This is a genomic window from Flavobacterium sp. PS2, assembly GCF_046250155.1.
Lineage (GTDB): Bacteria > Bacteroidota > Bacteroidia > Flavobacteriales > Flavobacteriaceae > Flavobacterium.
Genome location: NZ_CP176426.1, coordinates 1,765,873 through 1,792,386, shown reverse-complemented (window position 1 = coordinate 1,792,386; position 26,514 = coordinate 1,765,873). Strand labels below are relative to the sequence as shown.

Below are 26,514 nucleotides of genomic sequence, written 5' to 3'. Positions count from 1 at the left end.
CGCAGATTTTATAGATTTAAGCAGATTAAATTTTGTTTACTACTCGATGTATATTATCTAGAATATTTTCACAATTAAAATTGACTAATAATCCCAGTTTTTTATTGGTTAATTTTAGATAAGTGTTTAATTGTTTAAAATGAATGGATTTCAATTCTTCAACAGATTTTAATTCAATAATTACTTTGTCTTCAACTAATAAATCCAATCGAAAAGTGATGTCTAATTCTGTATTATCATATTTAACGGGTAAATTAATTTGTTTAGCGATTTTTAATCCATCTTTATTTAATTGATAATATAAAGCACTTTCGTAAATAGATTCTAATAATCCCGGACCTAGAGTGTTGTATACTGTAAAAATAGCTCCTCTTACTTTGTATGAAATTTCATTTTCTGACATAATATTAATTTTATTTTTAAATCAAATTTAATGAAAAATCTTACTTTTTTGGTAAAATGTTTTTCTCGCAGATTTGGCAGATTGAGCAGATTATTTTTTGGACTTTTTAATTCAAATGCATCTGCTTAATCTGCCAAATCTGCGAGAGATTAAAAATTAATCATATAAAAAAGAAGTCAATGGGCTCGAAGCTACAGCTTGATTATATTGTTTTCCTAGTTTAGCCTCAAATGCTTTTCGACCAGCAATTACAGCTTCTCTAAAAGCTTCGGCCATTAACTCTGGATTTCCGGCTACAGCAATCGCAGTATTAACTAAAACAGCATCAGCACCTAATTCCATTGCTTTTGCAGCGTCTGATGGGGCTCCGATTCCAGCATCTATAATTACAGGAACGTTGCTTTGCTCGATAATAATTTCTAGAAAATCGATAGTTTTTAATCCTTTATTACTGCCAATAGGAGAGCCCAGAGGCATTACTGCGGCTGTCCCTGCATCTTCCAATCGCTTGCATAAAACGGGGTCTGCATGTATATAAGGCAGAATAATAAAACCTAGTTTAGCCAATTCTTCGGTAGCTTTTAAAGTTTCGATAGCATCGGGCATTAAGTATTTTGGATCAGGATGAATTTCGAGTTTTAGCCAATTGGTTTCAAGTGCTTCACGTGCTAATTGCGCTGCAAATATTGCTTCTTTTGCATTTCTTGCTCCCGATGTATTAGGTAATAAATTTATTCTCGGATGTTTTAAGTGTGATAAAATAGCATCGGTTTCAGTCTCTAAGTCGATACGTTTTAAAGCAACCGTAACCAATTCGCTCCCCGAAGACAAAATGGCTTTTTCCATTTCCAGATTCGAACCAAATTTTCCTGTTCCCAAAAACAAGCGGGATTCAAGTAATTTATCGCCTATTTTAAATGATGACGTTTGCATATAATTTTTCGTTAAGTTGTGTAATGAGTTTTCCTTTTTCGGGACTTTTGGTAATTATTCCAGAAACAGCAATTCCATGAACTCCAGTTTCTATTAATTGATCAACGTTTTCTAATGTGATTCCGCCAATAGCATAAATAGGAATTTTGAGATTGTTGGATTTGATTTTTTGTATGATTTCATGATATCCATCTAAGCCTAGAATCGGACTTAACTTTTCTTTGGTTTCTGTGAACTGAAATGGACCAAGACCAATATAATCACAACCATTTTTTATGTGATTGGTGATATCTTCGAATGTATTGGCTGTTCCGCCAATAATTTTTGTATTGCCTAATATGGCTCGTGCTTCGTCTATTTTTGTGTCCGAAAGTCCTAGATGTACACCATCGGCAGCAATTTGTTGAGCCAGATAAACATTGTCATTGATGATGAAATTGGCTAGATATTCTTCACATAAAAACTTTACAGCTTCTGCTAAAGCGAAAGAATTCTTTGCTGTTTGATTTTTAAATCGCATTTGTACCCAATCACAGCCATTATCTAACGCCTGATGAATATTGTACAATTGTGCCTCGATTGTATTTCCTTGTGAGATGTATTGTAGTTTATTATACATAGTGATAGCCGATTAAGGTTGAAGTTGAATTCAAGTATTTTTCAATATAATTTTTGGCATTTATACAGGCTGATTTTAAATCTTGACCTAAAGCTAAATTAGCAGCAATAGCTGATGATAATACACAACCTGAACCATGTTTTGCGTAACATTTGGTGTTATTTGGCGAAAGCACGAAAACTTCATTTTGAGTATATAAATAATCAGTTCCAATTGCTTTGTTATTATGTCCGCCTTTTAATAAAATAGTCGTTGGAATTTGTTTGTTTAATTGACTTGCGTCAAAATTGAAATCAGGAAATAGCTTTTTTACTTCATTATAATTTGGTGTAATCAAATCAATTTTAGAAAGTATCTCGATTAAATCTGATTTGTTTTCGATGGTAATAAAATCAAATTCGGTTGTAGATTTTAAAACTGTATCCCAGACTATTTGAGTTTTAGGAGAAAGTTCTTTTATATTAAAAACAATTTCTTTTAGGTAATGAAGAGAAGGCACAATCCCGATTTTCACCACCTTTATGTCATAATTTTCAAAAAGTGTTTTTATGGAACGTAACACAAAATCAAGAGATGTCCATTCTATTTGAAAGAATTCTTTTTCTGTCTGAATTGTATTTCCTGTATTTATGGCAAGTCCAGATACATGATGTTGTTCAAAAGTTTTGCAATCTGCCAAAACTCCAGCACCACCAGATGGGTCAAAACCAGCTATTGTAAGGACGAAAGGACGATTTTCTGACATGATTTAAAATTTTTAATTGGATTTTCTGCATTCCAAATACTACCTAATAAAGCAACATTATCAAAACCAGTTGCGAGTGTTTGTTCTATGTTTTCTGAATTAATTCCTCCCAAAGCAATTAGTTTAGTTTTGATATTAGTTCTGTTTTTTATGGCTTCAAACAAATCTGTTTTAGGGAGATAATTCTCCTTAGAAATACTTGGGTAAACCGGACTCAAAAAAGCATATTCAAATTCTGGAGCTAATGAATTAAAATCTGAAATTGAATGTGTTGATGTTGATAAAATTAGATTTGTAAACTTTGGAAGGAACTCCAGATTCTTTTTTCTTTTTTCTTCTGTAAAATGAATTCGGTTAATCTTAAAGTTTTCTATCGATTCATGATGACTATGTAATACCAATCGAGATCGGAATTCGGGACTTATCTGTTCGACAAACGAAATCATTTCCTTTAGCGAATAATCTGGTTTTCGTACATGAAACAATTGTAATCCTTCCTCAAAAAGAGAATGGATTACATTGATTTCATTTGCTATAGTAGTTGGATTTGATAGAACTATCATAATCTTTCTTCTTTCCTCTATTTCTTGACTTTCTTTTCTCTTGCTTCTTTATTCTGAAATTAAATATAAATCTCTTTCCCTTGCTCAATAAACTCTTCTGATTTCTCTTGCATTCCTTTTTCGGCTGCAGCCACATCACGTATCTCCTGTGATATTTTCATGGAGCAGAATTTTGGACCGCACATCGAACAGAAATGAGCGATTTTGGCACCTTCGGCAGGAAGTGTTTCATCGTGGAATTCTCTTGCTGTGTCTGGATCTAGTGATAAATTAAATTGATCTTCCCAACGGAATTCGAAACGGGCTTTGCTTAATGCATTGTCACGATATTGTGCTCCGGGATGTCCTTTGGCTAAATCGGCAGCATGAGCTGAGATTTTATAAGTGATAACTCCATCTTTTACATCTTTTTTATTAGGTAAACCAAGATGCTCTTTTGGGGTAACATAACAAAGCATTGCGCAACCGTACCAACCAATCATTGCAGCTCCAATTGCGGATGTAATGTGGTCGTAACCCGGTGCAATATCTGTAGTTAATGGTCCAAGAGTATAAAACGGAGCTTCGTTACAATGCTCTAATTGCTTGTCCATGTTTTCTTTTATCATGTGCATTGGCACGTGACCAGGACCTTCTATAAATACTTGAACATCGTGTTTCCAAGCAATTTTGGCTAATTCTCCAAGAGTTTCCAGTTCGGCAAATTGTGCAGCATCATTGGCATCGGCAATAGAACCTGGGCGTAAACCATCGCCTAGAGAAAATGCTATATCATATTGTTTCATGATTTCGCAGATTTCTTCAAAATGAGTATATAAGAAGTTTTCCTTATGATGAAACAAACACCACTTTGCCATTATAGATCCACCACGAGATACAATTCCTGTAACACGTTCGGCAGTAAGATGAATGTAACGCAATAAAACACCAGCATGAATAGTGAAATAAGAAACTCCTTGTTCGGCTTGCTCGATAAGTGTATCGCGGAAAACTTCCCAAGTTAAATCTTCGGCGATTCCTTTTACTTTTTCTAAAGCCTGATAAATAGGTACTGTCCCGATTGGCACTGGCGAATTACGAATAATCCATTCTCTGGTTTCGTGAATATTTTTTCCTGTAGATAAATCCATTATGGTATCTGCTCCCCAGCGACAAGCCCAAACAGCTTTTTCAACTTCTTCTTCGATGGTCGATGTTACAGCGCTATTACCAATATTAGCATTTATTTTTACTAAGAAATTGCGTCCTACAATCATAGGCTCACTTTCGGGATGGTTAATGTTGTTCGGAATAATGGCACGACCAATTGCTACTTCACTACGCACAAATTCTGGGGTTATCTTACTTTTTGGAGTATTAGCACCAAAACTATGTCCAGCATGTTGACATTGCATGGCTTTAGTTTGCTCATTTAATAACTCAATACGTTGGTTTTCACGAATCGCAATATATTCCATTTCGGGAGTAATAATTCCTTGTTTCGCGTAATAAAGTTGTGTTACGTTTGCGCCTTTTTTTGCACGCTTTGGTTGATGTAAATATTCGAAACGTAAATGATTTAAATTCTCGTCGTTTAATCGCATTTGTCCGTAATCAGAACTTATTTCGTCAAGGATTTCTACATCATTTCGACCTAAAATCCATTCTTCTCTTAAACGAGGCAATCCTTTTCGGATGTCTATTTCGATATTTGGATCTGTATATGGACCCGATGTGTCGTAAATAGTTACGGAAGGATTTTTTTCGATACCACCATTAGAAAGTCTGGTGTCGCTAAGTATTACCTCGCGCATGGCTACTTTTATAGGATGTATTTCTCCGTTAACATATACTTTATTAGAGTTAGGGAAAGGAGTTCTGGATATTTTTTCTTCGTTAGTCATATTTTTTTTATTGAAAGATTGAAATATTGAAGGATTAAAAAATCAAGAGCAAAACTTTTGAAATAAGTTTGTAGCTGCAATTTTTAAATCTTTAAATTTTTGAATAATTAAATTAATTTATCCTCCCTGCGTAGCAGAAATAATTAAAATATCGTCGGTTTCGTTTAGGATATGAGTATTCCAGATAGGTTTTGGAATAACGGTGTTGTTTATGGCAACGGCAATGCCATTTTGTTTGTTGGGAATTTCGAGATCGAGCAATGCCTGAACGCTAAGAGATTCAGCATTGAATTGTTTGGTTTGTTGGTTGATTTTTAGTTCCATTCCTCTAGAATTTAGTATATAGTTATACTTTAGGAATGGCTACAATGGCATATAGATATGCACGGAAGTCATCTTACTTTTCCCTACGCTAGTATGAACTAGATCAGGTTCAGAGGGTAAAATCTCAGCCTACTTTATTGTAGACACCCCTAAAGTGTGAAGCAAATGTAATAATTTTTTGTTTAAACGTTTAATGTTTAACGTTTAAAGTTGAAGAACAGTTTTTGTAGTTTAAAAAAAGCTACAAAAATATTTTTTGAACCATTAAGAAATATAAGAGGAATTAAGTTTTTCTGAAACTGAAAACTGTGACTGCAAACTGTAACTATGACTGCAAACTATTTTTTTCTTGTCCAGCAATCTTCAATATGATCATTGACCATTCCTGTGGCTTGCATTTGGGCGTAAATAACGGTTGAGCCAACAAATTTAAATCCTCTCTTTTTTAAATCTTTACTAATAGCGTCAGAAAGTGGAGTAGTGGCGGGGACATCTTTTAAGGTTTTTGGATTGTTAATGATGGGTTTTCCATCAGTAAATTTCCAGATGTAATCGGAAAAACTTCCAAATTCCTCTTGTATTTTTATAAATGCCTGTGCGTTGCTAACTGCCGAACGTATTTTTAATTTGTTTCGGATTATTCCTGTGTCTTGCAGTAGTGATTCGATTTTATCTTCGGAATATTGTGCGATTTTTTTGTAATCAAAATTGTCAAAAGCAGTTCTAAAATTTTCTCTTTTGTTTAAAATAGTAATCCAACTTAATCCTGCCTGAAAGGTTTCGAGAGTTAAAAATTCAAATAATGACGCATCGTCGTAAACAGGAATACCCCATTCTTCGTCATGGTATTTTTTATATAAATCACTTGCCGAACACCAGCCACATCTTATTGGTTCCATTTTTTAATTATATTTTTTTAAATATTGAAATTTGTGAAACTGTTTCCTTTTCAGTTTTAGTTAAAATTCTAATTTTTAATGTGCTTTTGTTTAGTACTATAATTTCTGAGTTTGCAGGTTCTGATTCTATGATATGCTCAGAGTCTTGTATATATTTTATAAGAGAAAGAGTGGATTCATTTTTTATGTATTTTCCATTGTTTTCGATAGTATAGCATTCTTCTTTGTGTTTACTAAACAGTATGATTTTATATGTTCCGTCAGATAGGAATTCTATATAATCTTTACCGCATTCTGTTACATTGACACGGTCTGTAAAAATCTCGTGATCAATGGGGCCAATTCCGTATTGTAAAATTTCCCATTTACCGACAATTGAAGCGTTGTCATCGTTATCACTATCGCTACTACATGATGAAATTGATAATCCCAGTACTGTTACAAATAAGAATAGAATGTAGTTTTTTTTCATTTTAGTTTTGGTTTTAAAGAATAAATTAACAAGCAGTTTTTGTATGTTAATATTGATTGTAATAAAGTTGAGTTATATAATTACTTTCCAATTTTCCAATGGTAACCTTTTACTGAAGGAATATAGGCAGAGGTTCCAATGATGATTAAGTCGTTATAAATTCGCTTATTGTATTTTATCCCGATAGCTTTCCCTGAAGTATACATTTTGTTTGCTTCAAATTTAATTTTCATTCGAGCATCAGCAAATTTAGCATCCGAAATTTTCTCAATAAACCAAGTAGAATTCCATTTGATATCGATTTCATCTTCAGCAGTTTTAGTTATGCTTTTTATTAGTTTAACTCCTTCTTTTGGGATATTATGGTCTTCAATTAATTCTTTTTGGGTTAGTGTTTCTCCTGTTTTACATACAGAAAGTAATTTTTTAAAATAGGTAAAACCTTTAAGTTTTTCAGTTTCTAAGTTTTCTATCCTTATGCTATCTTTTATAACAGAACCTTCTTCAGTAATAGTTTCATTATTTTTTGTTTTGTTAGGCGTGAATATAGTTTTTGTAATGGAATCTTTAGCCGAAGCTATGGTTTCTATTGTACTTTTTGAGATGTCTTTTATTTTTTCGGAAACAGTTGTTGTTGACTCTAATAATTGATCTCTGTCATTTTTATTACAACTAGACAAGCAGCATAAAATTAAAATCAATAAAAATATATTGTGATGTTTCATGCGGTATGGTTGTTTTTCTTTTCTTCGGAATTATCTTCTTCCAGATATTTTTTAATCAAATGATGACCAGCATATATCAGTGGAGTTAATACTATTGCCAAAGTAAGTTTGAATGTATAGCCAGTTAATGCTGATGATATAAAAGTATCGAAATTTATTTTTCCAGGTAACCAAAAAGCAATTCCTAAAACAATAAAAGAGTCAAATAGTTGAGAAATTACTGTTGAACCTGTTGTTCTAAGCCATATTTTATTTTCTCCTGTTCTTCTTTTAAAAAACCAAAACATCCATACATCTATCAGTTGAGATGCCATAAATGCAATAATGCTACCTACAATAATCCACATACTTTGTCCGAAAACAGCTTGAAATTGTTCGTCATTTACAGGGCTAATGCCTTTTGCTGCAGGAATTACGATTGACATAAATAATATTAGAAAAGCATAAGCGATTAAACATGCTGTTATAAAAGAAAGTTTTTTAACTCCTTTTTCTCCAAAATACTCATTAATCAAGTCGGTTGTTAAAAAAACAATAGGCCAAGGTAGGATTCCGATACTCATTACAAATGGACCAATTTGGATTAATTTTCCCCCAATTAGCTCTGCTACAACTGCATTGGTAATAAAAATTCCGGCGAGGATAACAAAAACAATTTCTTTCTTGGTTTTAAACATAGATAAATTTTAATATGCCAAATTTAAGATATTATTCGGAGTATTTATTTTTATAAAAAAACATTGTTGAGATGTATTTAAGATGTGGCTTTTTTCTTCGTTAGCTATTCTAATTATTGGCTATATTTGGGAATTGCATTTATTTTATAAAATATTAAATAACGTACATGAAAAAAATTGTCACTATTCTAATTATGGCCACATCTTTAACTTCTGTTCAGGCACAAACAAATTCACAAAATCCATTATTGCAAAAATGGACTGGTCCTTATGGTGGTGTACCTGCTTTTACAGAGTATAAAATAGCCGATTTTAAGCCCGCTTTTGATGTTGCTATCAAACAAAAAAGTAATGAGATTGATGCTATTGCTAATAATACAAAACCTGCTACTTTTGATAATACAATTGCCGAATTGGAACGTTCTGGTAAAACGTTGTCGAGAATTATGACGGCTTATGGAATTTATTCTTCAAATATTAGTACTCCTGAATTTGCATTGATACAAAAAGATATTGAGCCATTACTTGCTGCTCAATCTACTGAGTTTTATCAAAACAGAAAACTATTTGGCAGAATAGAAAAGTTATATAATTCTCCAGATAAAAAGAAACTAACAGGAGAACAACAAAGACTTATTTGGGTTTATTATATGGAGTTTAATAAACAAGGGGCAAATTTAAGTGATGCCGATAAAGCTAAAGTTGGAGAAATCAATAAGCAATTATCAACGTTATTTTCTAAGTTTAGCCAGAATTTATTAGCAGAAGAGAATAACCAATATGTTGCTTTGGTAACCGATGCAGATTTTGATGGTTTGCCTGACGGAATAAAAAAAGCTGCTATGGCCGATGCTAAAGAAAGAAAACTTTCGGCATTGGGTTGTATTGCTAATACACGTTCTTTTGTAGAGCCTTTTTTAACTTTTTCTACCAATAGAGCGTTGAGAGAAAAAGTTTGGAGAATGTTTATTAATAGAGGAGATAACGGAGATGAATATGATAATAAATCGACTTTGGTTGAAATTTTACAGCTTCGTGCTGCTAAAGCAAAACTTTTAGGTTATCCTACTTTTGCTCATTGGAATTTAACTAACAGAATGGCTAAAACTCCTGAAAGAGCGATGGCTTTAATGGAAGCTGTTTGGGAGCCAGCTGTAAATCAGGTTCATAAAGATGTTGCTGATATGCAAAAGATCGTTGTTGCCGAAGGAGGGAAGTTTCAGATTGAACCTTGGGATTATCGTTATTATGCTGAAAAAGTTAGAAAAGCAAAATATGACTTAGATCAAAATGTAGTTAAGGAATATCTTCAATTAGAAAAATTACGCGAAGGAATGTTTTGGGTTGCAGGAGAATTATTTGATTTAAAATTTAAACAAATAACTGATGTTCCTGTATATCATCCAGATGTTAGAGTTTGGGAAGTTTCTAATATAAAGACTGGTAAAGTAGTAGGCTTATGGTATTTTGATCCTTACGCCCGTAAAGGAAAACGTTCTGGAGCTTGGATGAATGCATATAGAAAACAACAAAAACTAGACGGAAATGTTCTCACGATAGTTTCTAATAATAGTAATTTTATAAAAGGAAATGACAATGAGTCAGTTTTGATTTCATGGTCAGATGCAACTACTCTATTTCATGAATTCGGACATGCATTACATGGTTTATGTTCAGATGTTACCTATCCTACATTATCAGGAACTGCTGTTGCAAGAGATTATGTAGAGTTTCCATCTCAGATCTTAGAGCGTTGGTTAGAAACTCCTGAGGTATTGAATAAATTTGCTTTAAATTATAAAACAGGAAAGCCTATTCCTAAAGATTTGGTTGAGCGTATTGCAAAAGCAGCAACATTCAACGAAGGATTTTCTACTGTTGAAACAATTTCAAGCTCACTTATCGATATGAAATTACATTTAGCAGGAGATTCTGTTATTGATCCTACAGTTTTTGAGAAAGAAACATTGGCTAAGCTTAATATGCCTAAAGAAATTGTAATGCGTCATCGTATTCCTCAATTTGGGCACATTTTTTCTAGTGATGGATATGCGAGCGGATATTATAGTTATTTATGGGCAGATGTTATCTGTGCCGATGCTTACGAGGCATTTACAGAGGGAAAAGGACCTTATGATAAAGATGTTGCTAAAAGATTACACGATAAGATATTTAGTGTAGGTAATACAACGGATCAGGAGGAAGCTTATAAATCTTTTAGAGGACATAATCCTGAGATTAATGCTTTAATGAAAGCTAGAGGTTTTGAAACTCCAGTTACAAAATCAAACAAATAGTTATAATAAAAAAGAGAGACCGTTAAGTCTCTCTTTTTTTTATATGCGAATCTAGAATATAGATTATCCTAAAGTAACTCTTTTGAAACCTGTAATTTCAACGTTGAATCCTTTAACATAATCACCAACTTTTTTACTATCATCTTTGATGAAGTTTTGATCCAATAAAGCTTTTTCTTGATCTAAAGTAGTGTTGTCAGAGATGAAACGTTGAACTTTTCCTGGAATAATTTTATCCCAAATTTGTTCTGGTTTACCTTCAGCTTTTAATTCAGCTTTAGCATCTTCTTCAGCTTGTTTAATAACTTCTTCAGTTAATTGAGAGAAAGAGATATATTTAGGAACATTTTTTAAAGTTTTTCCTAAACGTTTTGCTTCTTCATTTTCTTTTTCGATTACAGCAATACGAGCAGCAAGTTCAGAAGCAACGAAAGCAGGATCAAAATCTTTGTAAGATAATGTATCAGCTCCCATAGATGCTACTTGCATAGAGATGTCTTTAGTTAAAACTTCAGCATTATCAATTGGTGCAGAAATTGCAGTTAATGCAGCAATTTTGTTAACGTGAACATAAGATCCAACGAAAGCTCCTTCTAAAATTTCAAAACCACCGATTTCGATTTTTTCACCAATAACACCAGTTTGCTCGATTAACTTTTCAGCAACAGTCATTCCGTTGAAATCTGAAGCTAAGAATTCTTCTTTAGAAGAGAAGTTTATTGCTTTTTCAACTAATTCTTTAGCTAAATTTACGAAGTTTTCATTTTTACCTACGAAATCTGTTTCGCAGTTTAAAGTGATGATAGCTCCTTTAGTTTTGTCAGCATTAATAAAAGAAACAGCAGCTCCTTCAGAAGACTCACGGTCAGAACGATTAGCAGCAACTTTTTGACCTTTTTCTCTAAGGTTTTGTATAGCTTTATCGAAATCTCCTTCAGCTTCAACTAAAGCTTTTTTACAGTCCATCATTCCGGCACCTGTAGTTTGTCTTAATTTATTTACGTCTGCAGCAGTAATTGTTGCCATATTGTATGATTTTTTATGAGTTAAAAGTAAAAATTCCAATCTTTAAATCTCAAATTCCAGTTTTATCAAATTATCAACTTAACGTTTCTAATTTTTTATGGGATTTGGAATTTAAAAATTGGAATTTAAATGTTTATTTATTCTTTTGTTTCAGCAGGAGCTTCAACAGCCTCAGCAGCTGGAGTTGCTTCTTCTGTAGCAGGTAACAATGATTCAGCCTCTTTGTCAGAACCTCTGTCAGAAAGACCTTCAACGATTGCAGCTGTAACTAAAGATAAAATTTTATCAATTGATTTAGAAGCATCATCATTTGATGGGATAACATACTCTACTTCTCTAGGATCAGAGTTAGTATCTACCATTGCAAAAACTGGAATGTTTAATTTTTGTGCTTCTTTTATTGCGATATGTTCAGCTTTGATATCTACTACGAACAATGCTGCAGGTAGTCTAGACATGTCTGCGATTGAACCTAAGTTTTTCTCTAATTTAGCACGAAGACGATCTACTTGTAAACGCTCTTTCTTAGAAAGTGTCATGAAAGTACCGTCTTTCTTCATTTTATCAATAGTAGCCATTTTTTTAACAGCTTTACGGATAGTTACGAAGTTAGTTAGCATTCCACCAGGCCATCTTTCAGTGATATAAGGCATGTTTGCAGCTTTTGCTTTATCAGCAACGATGTCTTTAGCTTGTTTTTTGGTAGCAACGAATAATATTTTTCTACCTGATGCAGCGATTTTTTTCAAAGCTTCATTAGCCTCTTCAATTTTTGCTGCAGTTTTATATAGATTGATAATGTGAATACCATTACGCTCCATATAAATGTAAGGAGCCATGTTTGGATCCCATTTTCTAGTCATGTGTCCAAAGTGAACACCTGCTTCTAGTAATTCTTTTACTTCTACTTTGTTTGCCATTTTTGTACTAGTTTACGTTCTGTTGATTAGCAATGCATAAATGGCGATTTTGTCGGCTTTATACATTTAGATGCTAAACTATTTCCTACCTCGATAGGAGAGCAACAACAACTGTGTTTTTTAAATTCAATAATAATTGATATGCCTTGTTCCAAATGAACAAGACAGGTAATATTAACGTTTAGAGAATTGGAATCTCTTACGAGCTTTCTTCTGACCGAATTTCTTACGTTCAACCATTCTTGGATCTCTTGTTAATAAACCTTCTGGTTTCAAGATAGCTCTGTTTTCAGCATTTACTTCACACATAACACGTGCTAATGCCATTCTTACAGCTTCTGCTTGACCAGTTGAACCACCTCCGTAAACGTTTACTTTTACATCAAAGTTGTTTACATTTTCTGTCATAGACATTGGTTGTAAAACTTTGTACTGTAAAGTTGCAGTTGGGAAATAGGTTGCGAATTCTTTTTTGTTTACAGTGATTTTTCCTGTTCCTTCTGAAACATAAACACGTGCAACAGCGGTTTTTCTTCTACCGATTTTGTGAATAACTCCCATTACTTAAGATCGTTTAGGTTAACAGTTCTAGGTTTTTGAGCTCCTTGTTTGTGCTCAGATCCTACAACAACATTTAAATTTCTGAAAAGTTCAGCTCCTAATTTGTTCTTAGGTAACATTCCTTTTACTGCTTTCTCTACTAATAATGCAGGGTTTTTTGCTTGCAATACTTTAGCAGTTAAAGTTCTTTGACCTCCTGGGTAACCTGTATGACGCATGTAAATTTTGTCATCCATTTTTGTACCTGTAAGGTTAATTTTTTCTGAGTTGATAACAATTACGTTATCTCCACAGTCAACGTGCGGTGTGTAACTTGGTTTGTACTTACCTCTTAAGATCATTGCAACCTTTGAAGCAAGACGTCCTAAGTTATGACCTTCAGCGTCAACAACAATCCACTCTTTAGTTACAGTGGCTTTGCTAGCTGAAACTGTTTTGTAGCTTAATGCGTCCATAATATTATTTTAATTAAACATTCCATCCCCAATAAAGGGGTTGCAAAAGTACAATTAATTATTTTAAAACCAAATACCTTAAAAGATTATTTTAACTACTGAAAATCAGGAGATATCTTTTTATTTAAAAGAATAAAAAAACCACCTTTACAATTAAGTAGAGATGGTTTGGATTTTTGCGACTATATTTTGTTACACAATAAACAAATTTGCTATGTCTACAACCTGTTGCGTAGTAAGTGGTTCATCATAGGCTTCTGAGCCTGCAGCGGCTCCAAATAAAGTTGCAGTATTGTATCCTGCCTGTACAGTTAATTCTTCTCCATTATATACTGCTTGAGTCGCAGATGGCATTCCTGCGCCTCTTTCATTTCCGCTTATCCATCCTTTAAGGCCGCGTAATCGTCGTACTTCGGATGCGTGACGTGCTTCTACCGAATGTATTTGCAGTGCAGCTGTTAGTAAATCTGGCGTAGAAATTAAATTTCCTGCCTGACCTTTATAGGCTCTTACTCCTGTATCTTCAAAGGCTTGTGCCAAAGCTAAAAACGTTGGATAATCACCAAATGGGTCAAAAGCGCCACCAACAGTAAAGTCAAAAGTAGGTTTAGGAACAAAGTTTGCACTTGCTGTTCCTCCCAATCCTGCAATTAAAAAATTTACATGGCTTGATTCGTGAGCAGCAATTTGTTGAAAAACTTTTAAATCGCGTCCGCCATTTTCAGATGCTGGAATAACTCCTGAATCTAATGCCATAGCATAAAATTCATTTTCAAGATATTCTAGGGTTAATGCAAATTGTAACGCTCCAATTGGTGTTGCTGGAGTTGCGGTTATATCTTTGGCTAAAGCTTTATTGGCCAATGAAGATAATCCGAATGGAATTGAGGCTATTGCCAAAGTCTTTCCGATATTTCCAAATTGTGTAAAGCTATCTCTTCTTGAGCCCGTGCTTCTCATTGCGCTTTCGTCGGCAAAGGTTTCTATAAATTTTAATATATTCATAATTTCTAGATTTTATGGGTTGTGGTTATGGTAAATATTTTGCTGTGAATGGAGTTGTTATAAATCCTCCTGCAACAGCTAAGATTTTAGATGGATCTTTTGCTACATCTAAACCAGTTGTGGCATTTACCACATCATCGCCCGCAAAATCTTTAGAATTTGGGTTTATTAAACTTCTAATTGCCGCAGCATGCCTTGCTTCTACAGAAACAATTTTCCCTGCCAATACCAAGTAATCTGCACTTTTAATTAGTTTTCCTGCACCATTATATGCAGCAACTCCTGTGTCTTCAAGAGCTTTAGCAGTTGCAAGTACTTCGGAACGACTGTTAAAATTCATAGATCCGTAATTAAATGCCAAGCTAGGAAGTAATTGTGTGCTTGGATTAGGAAGTGCTCCGCTTAAAGCTGCCTTAAAAAAATCTCTGTGAATCACTTCGTGATGATATAAATCAGTAAGAACCTGACGTTCGATATCACTAAAAACACTATTAAAGTTTGATGCATTTACAACCTTAGTGTAAAAGTCGGCTTCTAGTTGTTCTAGGGCATATGCATAGGTTAATACACCGAAATCTCCAGAGCCTAAATCGAAGACACCATTTCTGATTCCAGGTAGTGAAGTGTCGTCAACAGGCATATTTTCATCATCGTCATCGTGATTACATCCTGCCAAAAGTAAGCCAGTGCCAACAATGGTTAAGCCACTGATCTTAAGAAAACTCCTTCTGTTGTTAAGTAAGGGGTTAACTTCATGGATTTTAACTTCGTTTTTCATAATTCAATTTCTTTAAGTGGTTGTTAATAGCAAATTATAATTATATGTAAATAGGTATAAACGAAATTTTTGGATGGGCGGTTTTAGATTTTGGCTTTTTTTTAATTTTTTGTTTAAATTATTTTAAGAAGGAGATGTAATTACTTGAAAATTTAAAGCATGTTTTGACTTGTTTTTGTTTTAATTTCCTTAATTCTACTATATTTGTATTAATTCAATAAAATTATCTTAAATGAAAGCTAAAGCAACTTTAAAACAAATCGCAAAAGAACTTAACGTTTCTGTGTCTACAGTTTCTAAGGCACTTAATGATAGTCCTGAAATTAGTGAGCAAACTAAAATTAAAATTAAAGAGTATGCTAAACTAAAAAACTATAAGCCGAATGTTATTGGTTTGAATTTAAAGAACCGTAAAACAAAAACTATTGGAGTTATTATACCTAATATATTAAACTCATTTTTTGCTAAAGTTTTTAGTGGTATCGAGAAAGTAGCTGATAAAAAGGGATATAATGTTATTACATGTATTTCTAATGAATCTTTGGAGAAAGAAATTCATACGCTTGAAATGTTGAGTAATGGAACTATTGATGGTTTTATATTATCGGTTTCTGAAGAAGCTCAGAAATTACAAGAATACAATCACTTTAAAGAAATTATAAACGACGGAACACCAATTGTAATGTTTGATAGGATTGCAGAAGGTGTAGAGTGTGATAAAGTGGTAGTAGATGATTTTGATTCAGCATTAAATTCAACACAACATTTAATTAATTTAGGATGTAAAAATATAGCCTTGATTTCTTCTGTAGATAATTTAAGTGTTGGAAAATTGAGAGCAGATGGATATCTAAAAGCTTTAAATGACAATAATATTCCTGTAAACGAAAATATCATTCTTCGTACAGATTCTGAAGAGGATATGAAAAGTAAAATAGATGCCATTTTTGATCATAAAATAGATGCTATTTTTGCTTTAGACGAAAATGATTCAGTTGCGGCTTTAAGAGTTAGTTTGAAAAAAGGATATAAAGTTCCAGAAGATATATCGATAATAGGTTTTGCAGACGGGATTTTGGCTTCGAGACGTTTATCACCAAGTTTAACCACAATAAGCCAACACGGAATAGAAATTGGTGAAGTTGCTGCCAAAAGATTAATCTCAAGATTAGAAGAAAAAGAAGGGGAGAGCAGCGATTACGAAACCATAGTAATCAAAACCAAACTGAAAGAAAGAGAATCATCAAGAAAATCTGTCTCGTCCTAAAAAAGCGATACGGATTATTACATAAAAATAATTAATTAAACAGTTGCAAGAACGTTCTTGCAACTGTTTTTTGTTTTATAAGTTCTCATTTGGATTTTATTTTGAGTATGCATTTGATTTGGTGTTAACATGTGATTAGAATAATGTGGTCTTAATTCATTATAAATATTGATAGATTCCTTTATTATTAGGTTTGTGATTTTTCTTTTTTGATGATACTTATCAATCATAAATTCTTGTTTTAAAATTCCATTGATTCTTTCTGCTATTGCATTTTCATAGGGATCCGAGTTTTGAGTCATGCTACATAGTACTTTGTTTTTGATAAGCTCTTTTTGATATTCATTAGCACAATATTGCAAACCTCTATCAGAATGATGGATTAGAGTTAGCGTATTATGCGTTCTTTGTTTAAGAGCCATTTTTAGAGCTTTTAAACTACTTTGAGTATTGAGATTCTCAGCAACATAATATCCCATTATCTTCTTTGAATAAGCATCAGTGATTAAGCTTAAATAACATGGATTGTCTCTTTTTCCGATATAGGTAATATCGGAGACCCAAACTTGTTCAGGACGATTTATTTCAAGATCTAAAATTCGATTTTCATGCTTTCTAAAACGATGATGTGAGTTTGTGGTTATATGATAGCTACGTTTAGGTTGTATTAATAAATGATTAGCTCTAAGTATATCAAAGAATTTATCTCTTCCAATCTTCATTAAATGGAGTTTATCCAATAAAAGATAATATAGTTTTCTAGTACCTATTCTAGGCATTAATCTTCTAAGATCATTAACCATTAAAACAACTTCTTTAGCCTTGTTTTGTTTGATTACTGTTCTTTTAATTTTTCGATAATAAACCTGTCTGTCTATCCCGAACAAATAACAGGTAAATGCTATTGTTTGTGGTTCTCTTTGTCTGAAATGGGCGATTGTTCGGGTACAGAGTTTTTTCGGATATCAATATGATATTCTTTTTCGGCTAAATCAATCATCATATCAAAGAGGATCGCTTTTTTGTCAGCAACAAAAGCCTGTCTTTCTAAGAATGCTTTTTGTTTCTCTAAAAGTTTGACTTGAGCTTCAAGCTCCATAATTTTTTGTTCAGGTGTTTTTGCCATTTTGATTGAGGTTTGGTTCTCCCAATCAAAGTTACCAAATTTCCGAAGCCATTGAACAACTGTCCTTCTACATTGAATACTGTATTTCTTTGTAGCTTCGGTTGCCGTAAGCTTTCCGTGTTCAATTTCTTGAACAACTTGTAATTTAAAAGACATTGAATAGTCTTTTTGTGTTCGCTTTACATAGCGTGATTCTTGAGATGATTCCATAACGATACTTTTTGTGTATCGCTATTTCAGGACTAGACAATCTAAATAATAAAAAAATCCATTAGCCGCAGCTAATGGATTTTTTTTAGTTTATGTTTTTATTAAATGAACGCTCATTATAATTGGCAAAAATTGGTTTAAATTCAATGTATTTTTTTATAATTACATTGTAAATTTCATTTAAGAATTTTTTCCAATTATAATTAATCCCAATATAAAAGGGAGAGCATAAAAAGCTAATATGACATAATTAGTATTTCTCAGATATATTTTATTCTTCTTATTAAGGTTAGAAGCCTCAATTAAAAGTGCAACAATTATTAAAAAAAGGATAAAAAGGGAGATAAAAAAAACTATATATGCTATTCCTATGTTGCCTGAATAATCTACAATCGAGTATAATAGAAAAAATACAAAAAGTGGAATAACTATTCTGATCACGAAGTGAACAATTATGTTGAATAGATCTGAGTCTGTATCTTCTTCTGGTTGAGTATTTTTAATCTCAAAAAGTTTATTTAATTCTTCATTCATGATGATTTTTATTTATTGTTTTTTGTATAATGCTACAAAAAAAGGCAATAATCCGGCATACGCTATAAGCTCTAGAAACCCTATGATTTGTGATAACCGATAGTGTACTTCTGGATCTATTGATATTGATGCAGTAGATTGTATAAACCAAAATAAATTTACTGTTACAAGTATGCAAATTGATATTATTGCTAATAAGGTATTTTTTTTCATTTTTATTTTAGAGAAGGTTAGTCTTATTATTTTATATTTTTTTGCAATGTATGAATTTTCTTGTTCATTATTTTGGTTTTTTAATGAAGAGACTCAATTGAGAAATAAATGTAATAAACATTTTTTTGTTTTTTAATGTGCCTCTAACCAATCTTTACCTAAACCTAATTCTACTTCTAATGGAACAGCCATTATAAATGCATTTTCCATTTCGTGTTTAATCATGGGTTGGATTTTTTCAAGTTCAGAGTTGTGTACATCAAACACAAGCTCATCATGTACTTGAAGCAACATTTTAGATTTCCAATTTTCAGATGTTAGTTTCTTATGAATATTAATCATCGCAATCTTAATAACATCGGCAGCACTTCCTTGTATTGGTGCGTTTACGGCATTTCTTTCGGCTCCACCACGAACAACTGCGTTTTGAGAATTAATATCTTTTAAATAACGACGACGCCCCAGAATAGTTTGTACATAACCATTTTCTCTCGCAAATTCTATTTGTTCCTGAATGTATGATTTTAATCTTGGGTAAGTTTTGTAGTATGCTTCAATCAATGTTGCGCTTTCGCTTCTTGATAATGAAGTTTGGTTGCTTAATCCAAAAGCCGAAACACCATAGATAATACCAAAGTTTACTGTTTTGGCATGGCTACGTTGTTCGCGAGTTACTTCTTCTAATGCTACATTAAATACTTTAGAAGCGGTAGATTTATGAATGTCTTCATGATTCTGGAATGCTTTTATCATATTCTCTTCACCACTTAAAGCAGCAATGATTCGTAATTCTATTTGAGAATAATCGGCAGATATTAAGGTATAATTTTCGTCGCGAGCAATAAAAGCTTTACGTATTTGTCTTCCTCTTTCGGTACGAATTGGGATATTCTGTAAGTTAGGATTGTTTGAACTTAAACGACCAGTTGCAGCTACAGTTTGCATATAATCGGTATGAACCCTTTTAGAAACCGGATCTACTTGTAATGGTAAAGCTTCTACATAAGTATTTTGCAATTTTACAAGAGAACGCCAATCTAGAATTGCAGCAACAATCTCATTGTCTTTGGCTAAATAGCTTAAGATTTCTTCGCCAGTTGCGTATTGACCAGTTTTAGTTTTCTTTTGCTTTGCTCCACCAATTTTTAATTTATCAAATAAGATGTCTCCTAATTGTTTAGGTGATGCAAGGTTGAATTGTTCTCCTGCGATTTCGTAAATTTTAGCTTCTAATGTTTTAATATCCTTACCTAGTTCTTCTGATAATGATTTTAAAAAGTCAACATCAAGCCTGATTCCTTCAGTTTCCATGGCAGCCAAAACACTAACTAACGGAATTTCGATTTCGTCGAATAATTTTTTAGTTCCGGTTTTGTCTAATTCTGTGGTGAATATCTCTTTAAGTTGCAACGTTACATCGGCATCTTCAGCAGCGTATTCCTTTATATCTTCGAGTGCAACATCGCGCATAGATTTTTGATTCTTTCCTTTTTTACCAATTAAATCTTCAATTGATTTTGGAGAATATTTTAAATAAGTTTCTGATAAAATATCCATATTATGACGCATGTCTGGATTAATCAGGTAATGCGCAATCATAGTGTCAAATAATTTTCCTTTTACAGAAACACCATAATTCAATAATATTTTTAAATCATATTTTAAATTCTGCCCAATTTTTTCGATTGCTTCATTCTCAAAAAACGGAATAAATTTTTCAATCAATGCTTTAGCTTCTTCTTGGTTTTCTGGAAACGGAACATAGAATCCTTTTCCTTTTTCGTAAGAAAATGAAATTCCAACCAATTCGGCGTGTAAAGCATCTAATCCTGTAGTTTCGGTATCAAAACAAACCGAAGTTTGGTTTTGTAAATTTTGTAAAAGCAATTTTAAACCTAAATCTCCTTGAATAATTTGATAAGAGTGAGGCGTGTTTTCTAGATTATTGTAAAAAGAAGTTCTTTGCGCTTCTGGATTTTCTTCATCAGTAGTAGCACTTCCAAAAAGATCAAATTGATCATCGTTTTTCGGTTGTGGTTTTTTGTATAGTTTAGCATCAGGAGCAGCTGCAGTAGCTGTTAATCCGCTTCCATCTGCTTTAAAAAGATTGTCAAATTGTTCCGCCATTCTTCTAAATTCCAATTCTTGGAAAATAGCATCCGTTTTTTCGATATCAGGACGAGTTAATTCGTAATCAGATTCGTTAAAAGTTACAGGACAATCTAGTAGGATAGTTGCCAGTGTTTTAGATAGTAAGCCTTTCTCAGCGTTAGCTTCGATATTCTCTTTCATTTTTCCTTTTAGCTTGTCAGTATTTGCTAGAAGGTTTTCCATTGAGCCATATTCTTTCAATAGTTTTTTGGCAGTAACTTCTCCAACTCCTGGAAGCCCCGGGATATTATCGGCAGCATCGCCCATCATACCAAGAAAATCAATTACTTGTTCCGGACGTTCGATTTCAAATTTTGCCAATACTTCTGGAACACCCCAAATTTCTATTCCATTACCCATTCGGGCTGGTTTGTACATAAATATATTCTCAGATACTAATTGTGCAAAATCCTTATCTGGTGTTACCATAAAAACTTTATAGTTTTCTTTTTCGGCTTGCTTTGCAATAGTTCCAATTAAATCATCGGCTTCAAAACCCGCAACTTCTATAATCGGGATATGCATTGCTTTTAATAATTCATGTATATAAGGTACAGCAATTTTTATAGCTTCGGGAGTTACATCACGATTGGCTTTGTACTCAGGGAATATCTCATTACGTAAAGCACTTCCTCCTTTATCAAAAGCTACTGCTAAATGATCTGGTTTTTCTCTTTTTATCACATCCAAAAGTGAGTTCATGAACCCCATAATTGCAGAGGTATCCATTCCTTTGGAGTTAATTCGCGGGTTTTTTATAAAAGCATAATAGCCACGAAAAATTAAAGCGTAAGCATCAAGAAGAAAAAGGCGTTTTTGAGTTGACATAAAAAAAATATTAGTCTGTAAAAATAAACAATTGGGTTTTAAAAACGATTCGGTTCTTGAAAATTTAATCTGGATAAACTCAAATTAGAATTGAAATGTTTTATAGAGATGCTTTTTTTACTATCTGTAGAATCGTACAGCAGTGCGTCTATGGTAATGCTATTGTATTACTTTGTTCGTAAAAGCCCTGTAAGATTGAATATTAAGTATAAATAGTTAATGTCAAGTTAAAATTTTCAGATGACTGTTTTCTTCATTTTGTCTTCATATTACAGATGTAAATTTGGTGTATAAAATAAGAGATAATTAACTTTTAAATATTAGAAATCATGAAATCACAGATTCACGAAAACAAAAAAAACAAACTGCAAAACTTGAGTAAAAATTTAGTAATGTTATTAGTAGCAGTTTTAGGAACAAGTGCAATGGTTAGCGCAGCTACAACTCCGGTTAAAGCAACTCCAACAAAAGAAGTTAAAGCAACCAAACACCCAAAAGCAAAAACAGATAAAAAAACAAAATCTGAGAAAAAAGCAGCTCCAAAAGCAGAACCAATGAAAGCTAAAAAATAGATGTCGTTTTTGTTTTGCTTTAAATGAAGGTTGATAGCGGTAGGCAAAACAAAAAGGATAATTATTGATAAGGCTGATAAAGAAATTTATCAGCCTTTTTTGTTCGTACAGGCGTTAAATTTTTAATAATTAAAAAATTACGTTTTCATTATTTGCTTACTTTTAATTTATAAAATACAGTTTATGAATATTCTTATTGTCGAAGATAATAAAGAGCTTGCCATCGAGGTTAAAGATTTTTTGAGTGATGGTGGTTATGTATGTAAAATTGCTAATACGTGTAATGAAGCATTAGATGAAATTGGCGGAAATGATTACGATGCCATGCTGCTTGATTTAGGTTTGCCAGATGGAGATGGTTTTGATGTTTTAAAAGCAGTTCGAAAAACCAAATCCAAAATTGCAGTAATTGTTATTACCGCTCGTGGAGAATTAGATGACAGGATTGATGGATTGCATCTTGGTGCCGATGATTATCTTACCAAGCCATTTGCGCTAACAGAGTTAAGTGCACGTTTGTTTGCTGTTATTCGTAGAATGCATGGGTATACTTTAAATGATTTAATAATACATGGATTTTCGTTGCAATTACAAGATTACAAAGTAAGTTATGATGGAACGCCGATTAATTTGACCAAGAAAGAATTTGATATTTTTCAATATTTAGTATTGAATAAAAATCGTGTAATTACCAGATTACAATTAACAGAACATATTTGGGGAGATATTCTGGAGATAAATTCAGATTCAAATTTTATTGATGTTCACGTTCGTAACCTTCGAAAAAAATTAGACAAGCACACTACTATTGATTGGTTTGAAACAGTAAGAAATGTTGGATATCGAATTAATACCTAGATAAAGTAATATGAAAATAAAGCATCAATTAGCCATTTTTAATGCACTAACACGATTGTTAGTGATTTTGATTTTGTGGTTAATGCTGCCTATTTTAGTTCAGAATGTGGTTTATAGACACATTAATAATGGACTTATCGAAAAAAAGAAAAAGTTTATTGAGCATTTAAATCAAAATGAAATTGATGATTTTATCGAAAATGCAGATGATTCTACTGAAACTTATTCGCAATTTTCGACTTTACATAGTGAGTTTTTGGTACTATCAAGATTGCCGAAATTACCAAATCTAGAAAAGACCACTTTTGTTAATGAGAATAGGATTATCGAAGGTGAAGAAAATGAGTATAGGATATTACGATATTATTTTACTTACGAAAATATAGGATATCAGTTAGAGATAGGAAGCAGTTTGGCGGAAATAAAAGATCTTACTTTTATTATTAAGCTCTTTATTATTATTGTCTTAGTTGTAATTGTTTTGATAACATTCTTGGCAGATACTTTTTATATAGAGTATTTACTCAAGCCTTTTTATAAAATAATAGATACTAAAATACGTAGAGTAAATGAACCCGAAGCTTTTGATCACACTCCGATTAAAGCGCATTCGGCAGATTTTAGAGAATTAGATTCGGTTTTAAACCAAATGATGGATAGGATAGGAGAGCTATTTAAAAAAGAAAAGCAATTTATATCCAATGTTTCTCATGAACTTTTAACCCCGATTGCGTTATTAAAAAATAAATTCGAGAACTTATTACAAAATGAATCTTTGAATGATAATGCAGTTGATAAAATTGCAGGCTCACTCAGGACATTGGATATGCTGAAGAAAATAATAAATAACTTATTGCTAATTTCCAGAATCGAGAATAATCAATATGCCGCCAATGAAGCTATTGATTTTTATGAAATCGTAAACGGATTGTACGATGATTTACAAGATAGGATTGATGACAAAGGATTGCAGTTCTCTAATAAAATGGAGTATGATTTTAATTTTATGGGTAACAATACACTCATGCATATCCTATTGTATAATCTAGTTACCAATGCAATAAAATATAATAAAGAGAACGGAAGTATTACTATTAGTGATGGGTTTTTAAATCAACATTACTATTTGTCTATTTCTGATTCGGGAATAGGAATGAATGAAACCCAAGTCGAAAAGATATTTAATCGATTTACCCGAATTAGTTCTGATCAGGATGGGCAAGGTTTAGGCTTGGCTATAGCCGATAGTATAGCTTCTTTTCATCATATAGAGATTAAGGTAACCTCGACTCCTAATGAGGGTACTACGTTTTTGTTATTGTTTCCAAATAGCGTCAAAGCCTAATTAAAAGTTAAAATTTTTAGGCAAGGTAAATCTTCATTTAATCTTCATTTAGCAGATATATCTTTGACCTATAAATAATGAAATAATAATAATCATAAAACTAACAATCATGAAAAAAGTATTAATGCTAGCTATAGCAGTTTTAGGAACAACAGCAATGGTAAATGCTCAAACAACTCCAGCTCAAACGACTCCAACAAAAGAAGTGAAAGCTACTAAACATGCTAAAAAGAAAGCAGATAAAAAAGCTGAAGCTACAAAAACTGAAGTAGCTAAACCAGAGGCTGCAAAAGCTAAAAAATAAGGGTTTGATTAATATTCTACTTACTATAAATTAGGGTTAATAATTTATATAAGGGGGTAGGTAGGATAATAGTTTTAGTAGGTGGAAAGCTGGTGAGTAAAATCACCAGCTTTTTTTGTTATTGTTTGCGTTAAAATTTTGATAACAAAAAGTTTTCACATATTCATTCTTTGTTACTTTGCCTAAAAATTTTTTCCAATGGTCATTCGTTTTATAATTATTTGTGCTCTTTTTTTATTTATAGAGTTTTATTCTTTTCAGGCTGTTAGAACATTAATTAAGCTAAGATGGCTCCTGATAAGTTACCAAATAATAAGTTTACTACTTTTTATATTTATAATATATTCCTTTACGCAATTTGACCGTTCTATTGGGCAAACTAAGCAAACCATGTTTACAATGGGGTTGATGTTGGTCGTTTATGTACCAAAAATTGTAATAACATTAGTGCTTTTGGGTGAAGATATTTTTCGTGTAGGAGCTGGATTAGTTAATTATTTTATCGAGAATCCTAACTTAACGAAAGATAGTGTAATTCCTAGCCGAAGAAAATTTGTGAGTCAATTGGCAGTTGGTTTGGCAGCAGTTCCTTTTCTGTCCTTGATTTATGGAATTTTTGAAGGAAAATATAATTTTAAAGTAATCAGGCAAACTGTATTTTTTCCAGATTTACCAGATGCTTTTGATGGATTTACGATTACACAAATATCTGATGTGCATTCGGGAAGCTTTGATAATCCAGAGAAAATAAGCTATGCCGTTGATTTAGTAAATGAACAAAATTCGGATATGATTTTGTTTACAGGAGATATTGTTAATACGCATGCTACCGAAATGCATCCTTGGTTAGAGACTTTTAATAAAATAAAAGATCCTAAATTTGGTAAATATGCGGTTTTAGGAAATCATGATTATGGCGAATATGTTACTTGGCCATCAGAACAAAAGAAAGACGAAAACTTTGAAGCTATAAAAAGCTTATACGGACAAATTGGTTTTCAATTATTATTGAATGAACATACTTACATTCAAAAAGGAGAGGATAAAATCGCTTTGGTAGGTGTTGAAAATTGGGGACATAATTTTAAAAAAGCGGGTGATTTAAATAAAGCTTCGCAAGGTGTTCAACAAGATGATTTTAAGGTGTTAATGAGTCATGATCCTAGTCATTGGGAGTATGAAATAAAAAATCATCCTAAGAATTTTCACCTTACTTTGTCAGGACACACACATGGAATGCAGTTTGGGATTGAAATTCCGGGCTATTTTAAATGGAGCTTGGCACAATATGTGTATAAACAATGGGCTGGCTTGTATGAAAACGCAGGTCGCTATGTATATGTAAATCGTGGTTTTGGATTTCATGCTTATCCAGGACGTGTAGGGATTATGCCCGAAATAACCGTGATTGAACTAAAAAAAGGGAAGGATGTGGCATAATTCGTTAAAAATGCTACATTTGTATATAATAATCTCTTTTTAGTAGATTTAAAAAGATTAAATAGTTGATTTTATGTCAAAATTTGGAGAACTTATAAATGCTCAAGTTCCAGTGTTAATTGATTTTTACACCGATTGGAACGAATCATCTGTGTCAATGCATCCTGTAATAAAAGATGTTGCAGCTGCGCTAGGCGATAAAGCCAAAGTCATTAAAATTGATGTGGATAAAAATCAGGAATTGGCTGATGCACTAAGAATAAAAGGACTACCTACTTTAATGATTTATAAAGAAGGTCAAATGATTTGGAGGCAATCCGGCGAATTGGATGCAAATACTATTATAGGGATTGTACAAGAACAATTCTAATTTCTTCTGGA

General features: G+C 32.6%; 30 protein-coding genes and 1 riboswitch. Of the genes, 8 read left to right on the top strand and 22 right to left on the bottom strand.

The window, feature by feature from the left end; translation table 11 throughout:
- Positions 1 to 25 precede the first annotated feature (25 nt).
- The 11 genes from ACJ6WR_RS07590 to ACJ6WR_RS07540 all read right to left on the bottom strand — a co-directional run bounded on the left by ACJ6WR_RS07590 (position 26) and on the right by ACJ6WR_RS07540 (position 8,243).
- A complete protein-coding gene (locus tag ACJ6WR_RS07590; RefSeq protein WP_409417492.1) occupies positions 26 to 403 on the bottom strand; it encodes a GxxExxY protein in 378 nt (125 codons plus the stop codon).
- Positions 404 to 559: 156 nt separating this feature from the next.
- Complete coding sequence (locus tag ACJ6WR_RS07585; RefSeq protein ID WP_409417491.1) at positions 560 to 1,336, bottom strand: thiazole synthase; 777 nt, start codon at positions 1,334 to 1,336, stop codon at positions 560 to 562.
- Positions 1,317 to 1,955, bottom strand: coding sequence for a thiamine phosphate synthase (locus tag ACJ6WR_RS07580; RefSeq protein ID WP_409417490.1), 639 nt, complete (start codon positions 1,953 to 1,955; stop codon positions 1,317 to 1,319). The genes ACJ6WR_RS07585 and ACJ6WR_RS07580 overlap by 20 nt, the downstream gene beginning before the upstream one ends.
- Complete coding sequence (locus ACJ6WR_RS07575) at positions 1,948 to 2,700, bottom strand: hydroxymethylpyrimidine/phosphomethylpyrimidine kinase (RefSeq protein ID WP_409417489.1); 753 nt, start codon at positions 2,698 to 2,700, stop codon at positions 1,948 to 1,950. Before ACJ6WR_RS07575 ends, ACJ6WR_RS07580 begins: the two co-directional genes overlap by 8 nt.
- Positions 2,667 to 3,263: a thiamine phosphate synthase gene (locus ACJ6WR_RS07570; protein ID WP_409417488.1), complete on the bottom strand. Its 597-nt coding sequence runs from the start codon at positions 3,261 to 3,263 to the stop codon at positions 2,667 to 2,669. The genes ACJ6WR_RS07575 and ACJ6WR_RS07570 overlap by 34 nt, the downstream gene beginning before the upstream one ends.
- Positions 3,264 to 3,322: 59 nt before the next feature.
- A complete protein-coding gene (gene thiC / locus ACJ6WR_RS07565) occupies positions 3,323 to 5,146 on the bottom strand; it encodes a phosphomethylpyrimidine synthase ThiC (RefSeq protein ID WP_409417487.1) in 1,824 nt (607 codons plus the stop codon).
- 117 nt (positions 5,147 to 5,263) lie between these two features.
- Positions 5,264 to 5,470 (bottom strand): sulfur carrier protein ThiS, encoded by a 207-nt coding sequence (thiS, locus tag ACJ6WR_RS07560; RefSeq protein ID WP_039111866.1) that lies wholly within the window; start codon positions 5,468 to 5,470, stop codon positions 5,264 to 5,266.
- A 63-nt stretch (positions 5,471 to 5,533) separates the two neighbouring features.
- A riboswitch (TPP riboswitch) is annotated at positions 5,534 to 5,631 on the bottom strand.
- Between the two features lie 177 nt (positions 5,632 to 5,808).
- Complete coding sequence (locus ACJ6WR_RS07555; protein WP_039117506.1) at positions 5,809 to 6,369, bottom strand: DNA-3-methyladenine glycosylase I; 561 nt, start codon at positions 6,367 to 6,369, stop codon at positions 5,809 to 5,811.
- A gap of 7 nt (positions 6,370 to 6,376) precedes the next feature.
- The gene (locus ACJ6WR_RS07550) at positions 6,377 to 6,841 is read right to left on the bottom strand and encodes a lipocalin family protein (RefSeq protein WP_409417486.1); all 465 of its coding nucleotides are present in this window, start codon (positions 6,839 to 6,841) and stop codon (positions 6,377 to 6,379) included.
- Between the two features lie 80 nt (positions 6,842 to 6,921).
- A complete protein-coding gene (locus tag ACJ6WR_RS07545; protein WP_409417485.1) occupies positions 6,922 to 7,566 on the bottom strand; it encodes a hypothetical protein in 645 nt (214 codons plus the stop codon).
- Entirely contained in the window at positions 7,563 to 8,243 is a 681-nt protein-coding gene (locus ACJ6WR_RS07540) for a queuosine precursor transporter (protein WP_039111870.1), read from the bottom strand. The genes ACJ6WR_RS07545 and ACJ6WR_RS07540 overlap by 4 nt, the downstream gene beginning before the upstream one ends.
- 167 nt (positions 8,244 to 8,410) lie before the next feature.
- Here ACJ6WR_RS07540 and ACJ6WR_RS07535 point away from each other — a divergent pair, with 167 nt between their 5' ends.
- Positions 8,411 to 10,540: a M3 family metallopeptidase gene (locus ACJ6WR_RS07535; RefSeq protein ID WP_409417484.1), complete on the top strand. Its 2,130-nt coding sequence runs from the start codon at positions 8,411 to 8,413 to the stop codon at positions 10,538 to 10,540.
- Between the two features lie 63 nt (positions 10,541 to 10,603).
- Here the strand turns inward: ACJ6WR_RS07535 and tsf are convergent, their stop codons facing one another.
- The 6 genes from tsf to ACJ6WR_RS07505 all read right to left on the bottom strand — a co-directional run bounded on the left by tsf (position 10,604) and on the right by ACJ6WR_RS07505 (position 15,285).
- Positions 10,604 to 11,566, bottom strand: coding sequence for a translation elongation factor Ts (tsf, locus tag ACJ6WR_RS07530; RefSeq protein WP_039111871.1), 963 nt, complete (start codon positions 11,564 to 11,566; stop codon positions 10,604 to 10,606).
- A 137-nt stretch (positions 11,567 to 11,703) separates the two neighbouring features.
- A complete protein-coding gene (gene rpsB / locus ACJ6WR_RS07525) occupies positions 11,704 to 12,486 on the bottom strand; it encodes a 30S ribosomal protein S2 (RefSeq protein ID WP_039111872.1) in 783 nt (260 codons plus the stop codon).
- 174 nt (positions 12,487 to 12,660) lie between these two features.
- Positions 12,661 to 13,047: a 30S ribosomal protein S9 gene (gene rpsI, locus ACJ6WR_RS07520; RefSeq protein WP_007808909.1), complete on the bottom strand. Its 387-nt coding sequence runs from the start codon at positions 13,045 to 13,047 to the stop codon at positions 12,661 to 12,663.
- Entirely contained in the window at positions 13,047 to 13,502 is a 456-nt protein-coding gene (rplM, locus tag ACJ6WR_RS07515) for a 50S ribosomal protein L13 (protein ID WP_039111873.1), read from the bottom strand. Before rplM ends, rpsI begins: the two co-directional genes overlap by 1 nt.
- Positions 13,503 to 13,694: 192 nt before the next feature.
- The gene (locus ACJ6WR_RS07510) at positions 13,695 to 14,507 is read right to left on the bottom strand and encodes a ferritin-like domain-containing protein (RefSeq protein ID WP_039111874.1); all 813 of its coding nucleotides are present in this window, start codon (positions 14,505 to 14,507) and stop codon (positions 13,695 to 13,697) included.
- A 25-nt stretch (positions 14,508 to 14,532) separates the two neighbouring features.
- Positions 14,533 to 15,285, bottom strand: coding sequence for a ferritin-like domain-containing protein (locus tag ACJ6WR_RS07505; RefSeq protein WP_409417483.1), 753 nt, complete (start codon positions 15,283 to 15,285; stop codon positions 14,533 to 14,535).
- A 232-nt stretch (positions 15,286 to 15,517) separates the two neighbouring features.
- On the opposite strand from ACJ6WR_RS07505, the gene ACJ6WR_RS07500 reads away from it, so the two are divergent.
- A complete protein-coding gene (locus tag ACJ6WR_RS07500) occupies positions 15,518 to 16,552 on the top strand; it encodes a LacI family DNA-binding transcriptional regulator (RefSeq protein WP_409417482.1) in 1,035 nt (344 codons plus the stop codon).
- A gap of 35 nt (positions 16,553 to 16,587) precedes the next feature.
- Here ACJ6WR_RS07500 and ACJ6WR_RS07495 read toward each other — a convergent pair whose 3' ends face one another.
- The 5 genes from ACJ6WR_RS07495 to polA form a co-directional block, all read right to left on the bottom strand.
- Complete coding sequence (locus ACJ6WR_RS07495) at positions 16,588 to 17,439, bottom strand: IS3 family transposase (protein WP_409415691.1); 852 nt, start codon at positions 17,437 to 17,439, stop codon at positions 16,588 to 16,590.
- Between the two features lie 14 nt (positions 17,440 to 17,453).
- Complete coding sequence (locus tag ACJ6WR_RS07490; protein WP_409415690.1) at positions 17,454 to 17,888, bottom strand: transposase; 435 nt, start codon at positions 17,886 to 17,888, stop codon at positions 17,454 to 17,456.
- 180 nt (positions 17,889 to 18,068) lie between these two features.
- Positions 18,069 to 18,422: a hypothetical protein gene (locus ACJ6WR_RS07485; RefSeq protein ID WP_409417481.1), complete on the bottom strand. Its 354-nt coding sequence runs from the start codon at positions 18,420 to 18,422 to the stop codon at positions 18,069 to 18,071.
- A gap of 12 nt (positions 18,423 to 18,434) precedes the next feature.
- Complete coding sequence (locus tag ACJ6WR_RS07480) at positions 18,435 to 18,635, bottom strand: hypothetical protein (protein WP_409417480.1); 201 nt, start codon at positions 18,633 to 18,635, stop codon at positions 18,435 to 18,437.
- A 132-nt stretch (positions 18,636 to 18,767) separates the two neighbouring features.
- Entirely contained in the window at positions 18,768 to 21,614 is a 2,847-nt protein-coding gene (polA, locus tag ACJ6WR_RS07475) for a DNA polymerase I (protein WP_086894874.1), read from the bottom strand.
- 329 nt (positions 21,615 to 21,943) lie between these two features.
- Between polA and ACJ6WR_RS07470 the strand changes: the two genes are divergently transcribed.
- The 6 genes from ACJ6WR_RS07470 to ACJ6WR_RS07445 all read left to right on the top strand — a co-directional run bounded on the left by ACJ6WR_RS07470 (position 21,944) and on the right by ACJ6WR_RS07445 (position 26,503).
- Positions 21,944 to 22,186 (top strand): hypothetical protein, encoded by a 243-nt coding sequence (locus tag ACJ6WR_RS07470; protein WP_409417479.1) that lies wholly within the window; start codon positions 21,944 to 21,946, stop codon positions 22,184 to 22,186.
- Between the two features lie 183 nt (positions 22,187 to 22,369).
- On the top strand, positions 22,370 to 23,044 hold the full coding sequence (locus ACJ6WR_RS07465; RefSeq protein WP_086894875.1) for a response regulator transcription factor: 675 nt from the start codon (positions 22,370 to 22,372) through the stop codon (positions 23,042 to 23,044).
- A gap of 10 nt (positions 23,045 to 23,054) precedes the next feature.
- Positions 23,055 to 24,389, top strand: a complete 1,335-nt coding sequence (locus ACJ6WR_RS07460) for a sensor histidine kinase (protein ID WP_409417478.1) — start codon at positions 23,055 to 23,057, stop codon at positions 24,387 to 24,389.
- Positions 24,390 to 24,498: 109 nt separating this feature from the next.
- Positions 24,499 to 24,693 carry a hypothetical protein gene (locus tag ACJ6WR_RS07455; protein ID WP_039117514.1) on the top strand — a complete coding sequence of 65 codons (195 nt, stop codon included), beginning with the start codon at positions 24,499 to 24,501 and terminating at the stop codon, positions 24,691 to 24,693.
- Between the two features lie 198 nt (positions 24,694 to 24,891).
- Entirely contained in the window at positions 24,892 to 26,133 is a 1,242-nt protein-coding gene (locus ACJ6WR_RS07450) for a metallophosphoesterase (RefSeq protein WP_409417477.1), read from the top strand.
- Positions 26,134 to 26,206: 73 nt separating this feature from the next.
- Positions 26,207 to 26,503: a co-chaperone YbbN gene (locus ACJ6WR_RS07445; protein WP_035623602.1), complete on the top strand. Its 297-nt coding sequence runs from the start codon at positions 26,207 to 26,209 to the stop codon at positions 26,501 to 26,503.
- Positions 26,504 to 26,514 lie beyond the last annotated feature (11 nt).

Bases quoted from the DNA above. Each gene is read 5' to 3' on its own strand.
- ACJ6WR_RS07590 (WP_409417492.1), bottom strand. From the start codon at position 403: ATGTCAGAAAATGAAATTTCATACAAAGTAAGAGGAGCTATTTTTACA.
- ACJ6WR_RS07585 (WP_409417491.1), bottom strand. From the start codon at position 1,336: ATGCAAACGTCATCATTTAAAATAGGCGATAAATTACTTGAATCCCGC.
- ACJ6WR_RS07580 (WP_409417490.1), bottom strand. From the start codon at position 1,955: ATGTATAATAAACTACAATACATCTCACAAGGAAATACAATCGAGGCA.
- ACJ6WR_RS07575 (WP_409417489.1), bottom strand. From the start codon at position 2,700: ATGTCAGAAAATCGTCCTTTCGTCCTTACAATAGCTGGTTTTGACCCA.
- ACJ6WR_RS07570 (WP_409417488.1), bottom strand. From the start codon at position 3,263: ATGATAGTTCTATCAAATCCAACTACTATAGCAAATGAAATCAATGTA.
- thiC (WP_409417487.1), bottom strand. From the start codon at position 5,146: ATGACTAACGAAGAAAAAATATCCAGAACTCCTTTCCCTAACTCTAAT.
- thiS (WP_039111866.1), bottom strand. From the start codon at position 5,470: ATGGAACTAAAAATCAACCAACAAACCAAACAATTCAATGCTGAATCT.
- ACJ6WR_RS07555 (WP_039117506.1), bottom strand. From the start codon at position 6,369: ATGGAACCAATAAGATGTGGCTGGTGTTCGGCAAGTGATTTATATAAA.
- ACJ6WR_RS07550 (WP_409417486.1), bottom strand. From the start codon at position 6,841: ATGAAAAAAAACTACATTCTATTCTTATTTGTAACAGTACTGGGATTA.
- ACJ6WR_RS07545 (WP_409417485.1), bottom strand. From the start codon at position 7,566: ATGAAACATCACAATATATTTTTATTGATTTTAATTTTATGCTGCTTG.
- ACJ6WR_RS07540 (WP_039111870.1), bottom strand. From the start codon at position 8,243: ATGTTTAAAACCAAGAAAGAAATTGTTTTTGTTATCCTCGCCGGAATT.
- ACJ6WR_RS07535 (WP_409417484.1), top strand. From the start codon at position 8,411: ATGAAAAAAATTGTCACTATTCTAATTATGGCCACATCTTTAACTTCT.
- tsf (WP_039111871.1), bottom strand. From the start codon at position 11,566: ATGGCAACAATTACTGCTGCAGACGTAAATAAATTAAGACAAACTACA.
- rpsB (WP_039111872.1), bottom strand. From the start codon at position 12,486: ATGGCAAACAAAGTAGAAGTAAAAGAATTACTAGAAGCAGGTGTTCAC.
- rpsI (WP_007808909.1), bottom strand. From the start codon at position 13,047: ATGGGAGTTATTCACAAAATCGGTAGAAGAAAAACCGCTGTTGCACGT.
- rplM (WP_039111873.1), bottom strand. From the start codon at position 13,502: ATGGACGCATTAAGCTACAAAACAGTTTCAGCTAGCAAAGCCACTGTA.
- ACJ6WR_RS07510 (WP_039111874.1), bottom strand. From the start codon at position 14,507: ATGAATATATTAAAATTTATAGAAACCTTTGCCGACGAAAGCGCAATG.
- ACJ6WR_RS07505 (WP_409417483.1), bottom strand. From the start codon at position 15,285: ATGAAAAACGAAGTTAAAATCCATGAAGTTAACCCCTTACTTAACAAC.
- ACJ6WR_RS07500 (WP_409417482.1), top strand. From the start codon at position 15,518: ATGAAAGCTAAAGCAACTTTAAAACAAATCGCAAAAGAACTTAACGTT.
- ACJ6WR_RS07490 (WP_409415690.1), bottom strand. From the start codon at position 17,888: ATGGAATCATCTCAAGAATCACGCTATGTAAAGCGAACACAAAAAGAC.
- ACJ6WR_RS07485 (WP_409417481.1), bottom strand. From the start codon at position 18,422: ATGAATGAAGAATTAAATAAACTTTTTGAGATTAAAAATACTCAACCA.
- ACJ6WR_RS07480 (WP_409417480.1), bottom strand. From the start codon at position 18,635: ATGAAAAAAAATACCTTATTAGCAATAATATCAATTTGCATACTTGTA.
- polA (WP_086894874.1), bottom strand. From the start codon at position 21,614: ATGTCAACTCAAAAACGCCTTTTTCTTCTTGATGCTTACGCTTTAATT.
- ACJ6WR_RS07470 (WP_409417479.1), top strand. From the start codon at position 21,944: ATGAAATCACAGATTCACGAAAACAAAAAAAACAAACTGCAAAACTTG.
- ACJ6WR_RS07465 (WP_086894875.1), top strand. From the start codon at position 22,370: ATGAATATTCTTATTGTCGAAGATAATAAAGAGCTTGCCATCGAGGTT.
- ACJ6WR_RS07460 (WP_409417478.1), top strand. From the start codon at position 23,055: ATGAAAATAAAGCATCAATTAGCCATTTTTAATGCACTAACACGATTG.
- ACJ6WR_RS07455 (WP_039117514.1), top strand. From the start codon at position 24,499: ATGAAAAAAGTATTAATGCTAGCTATAGCAGTTTTAGGAACAACAGCA.
- ACJ6WR_RS07450 (WP_409417477.1), top strand. From the start codon at position 24,892: ATGGTCATTCGTTTTATAATTATTTGTGCTCTTTTTTTATTTATAGAG.
- ACJ6WR_RS07445 (WP_035623602.1), top strand. From the start codon at position 26,207: ATGTCAAAATTTGGAGAACTTATAAATGCTCAAGTTCCAGTGTTAATT.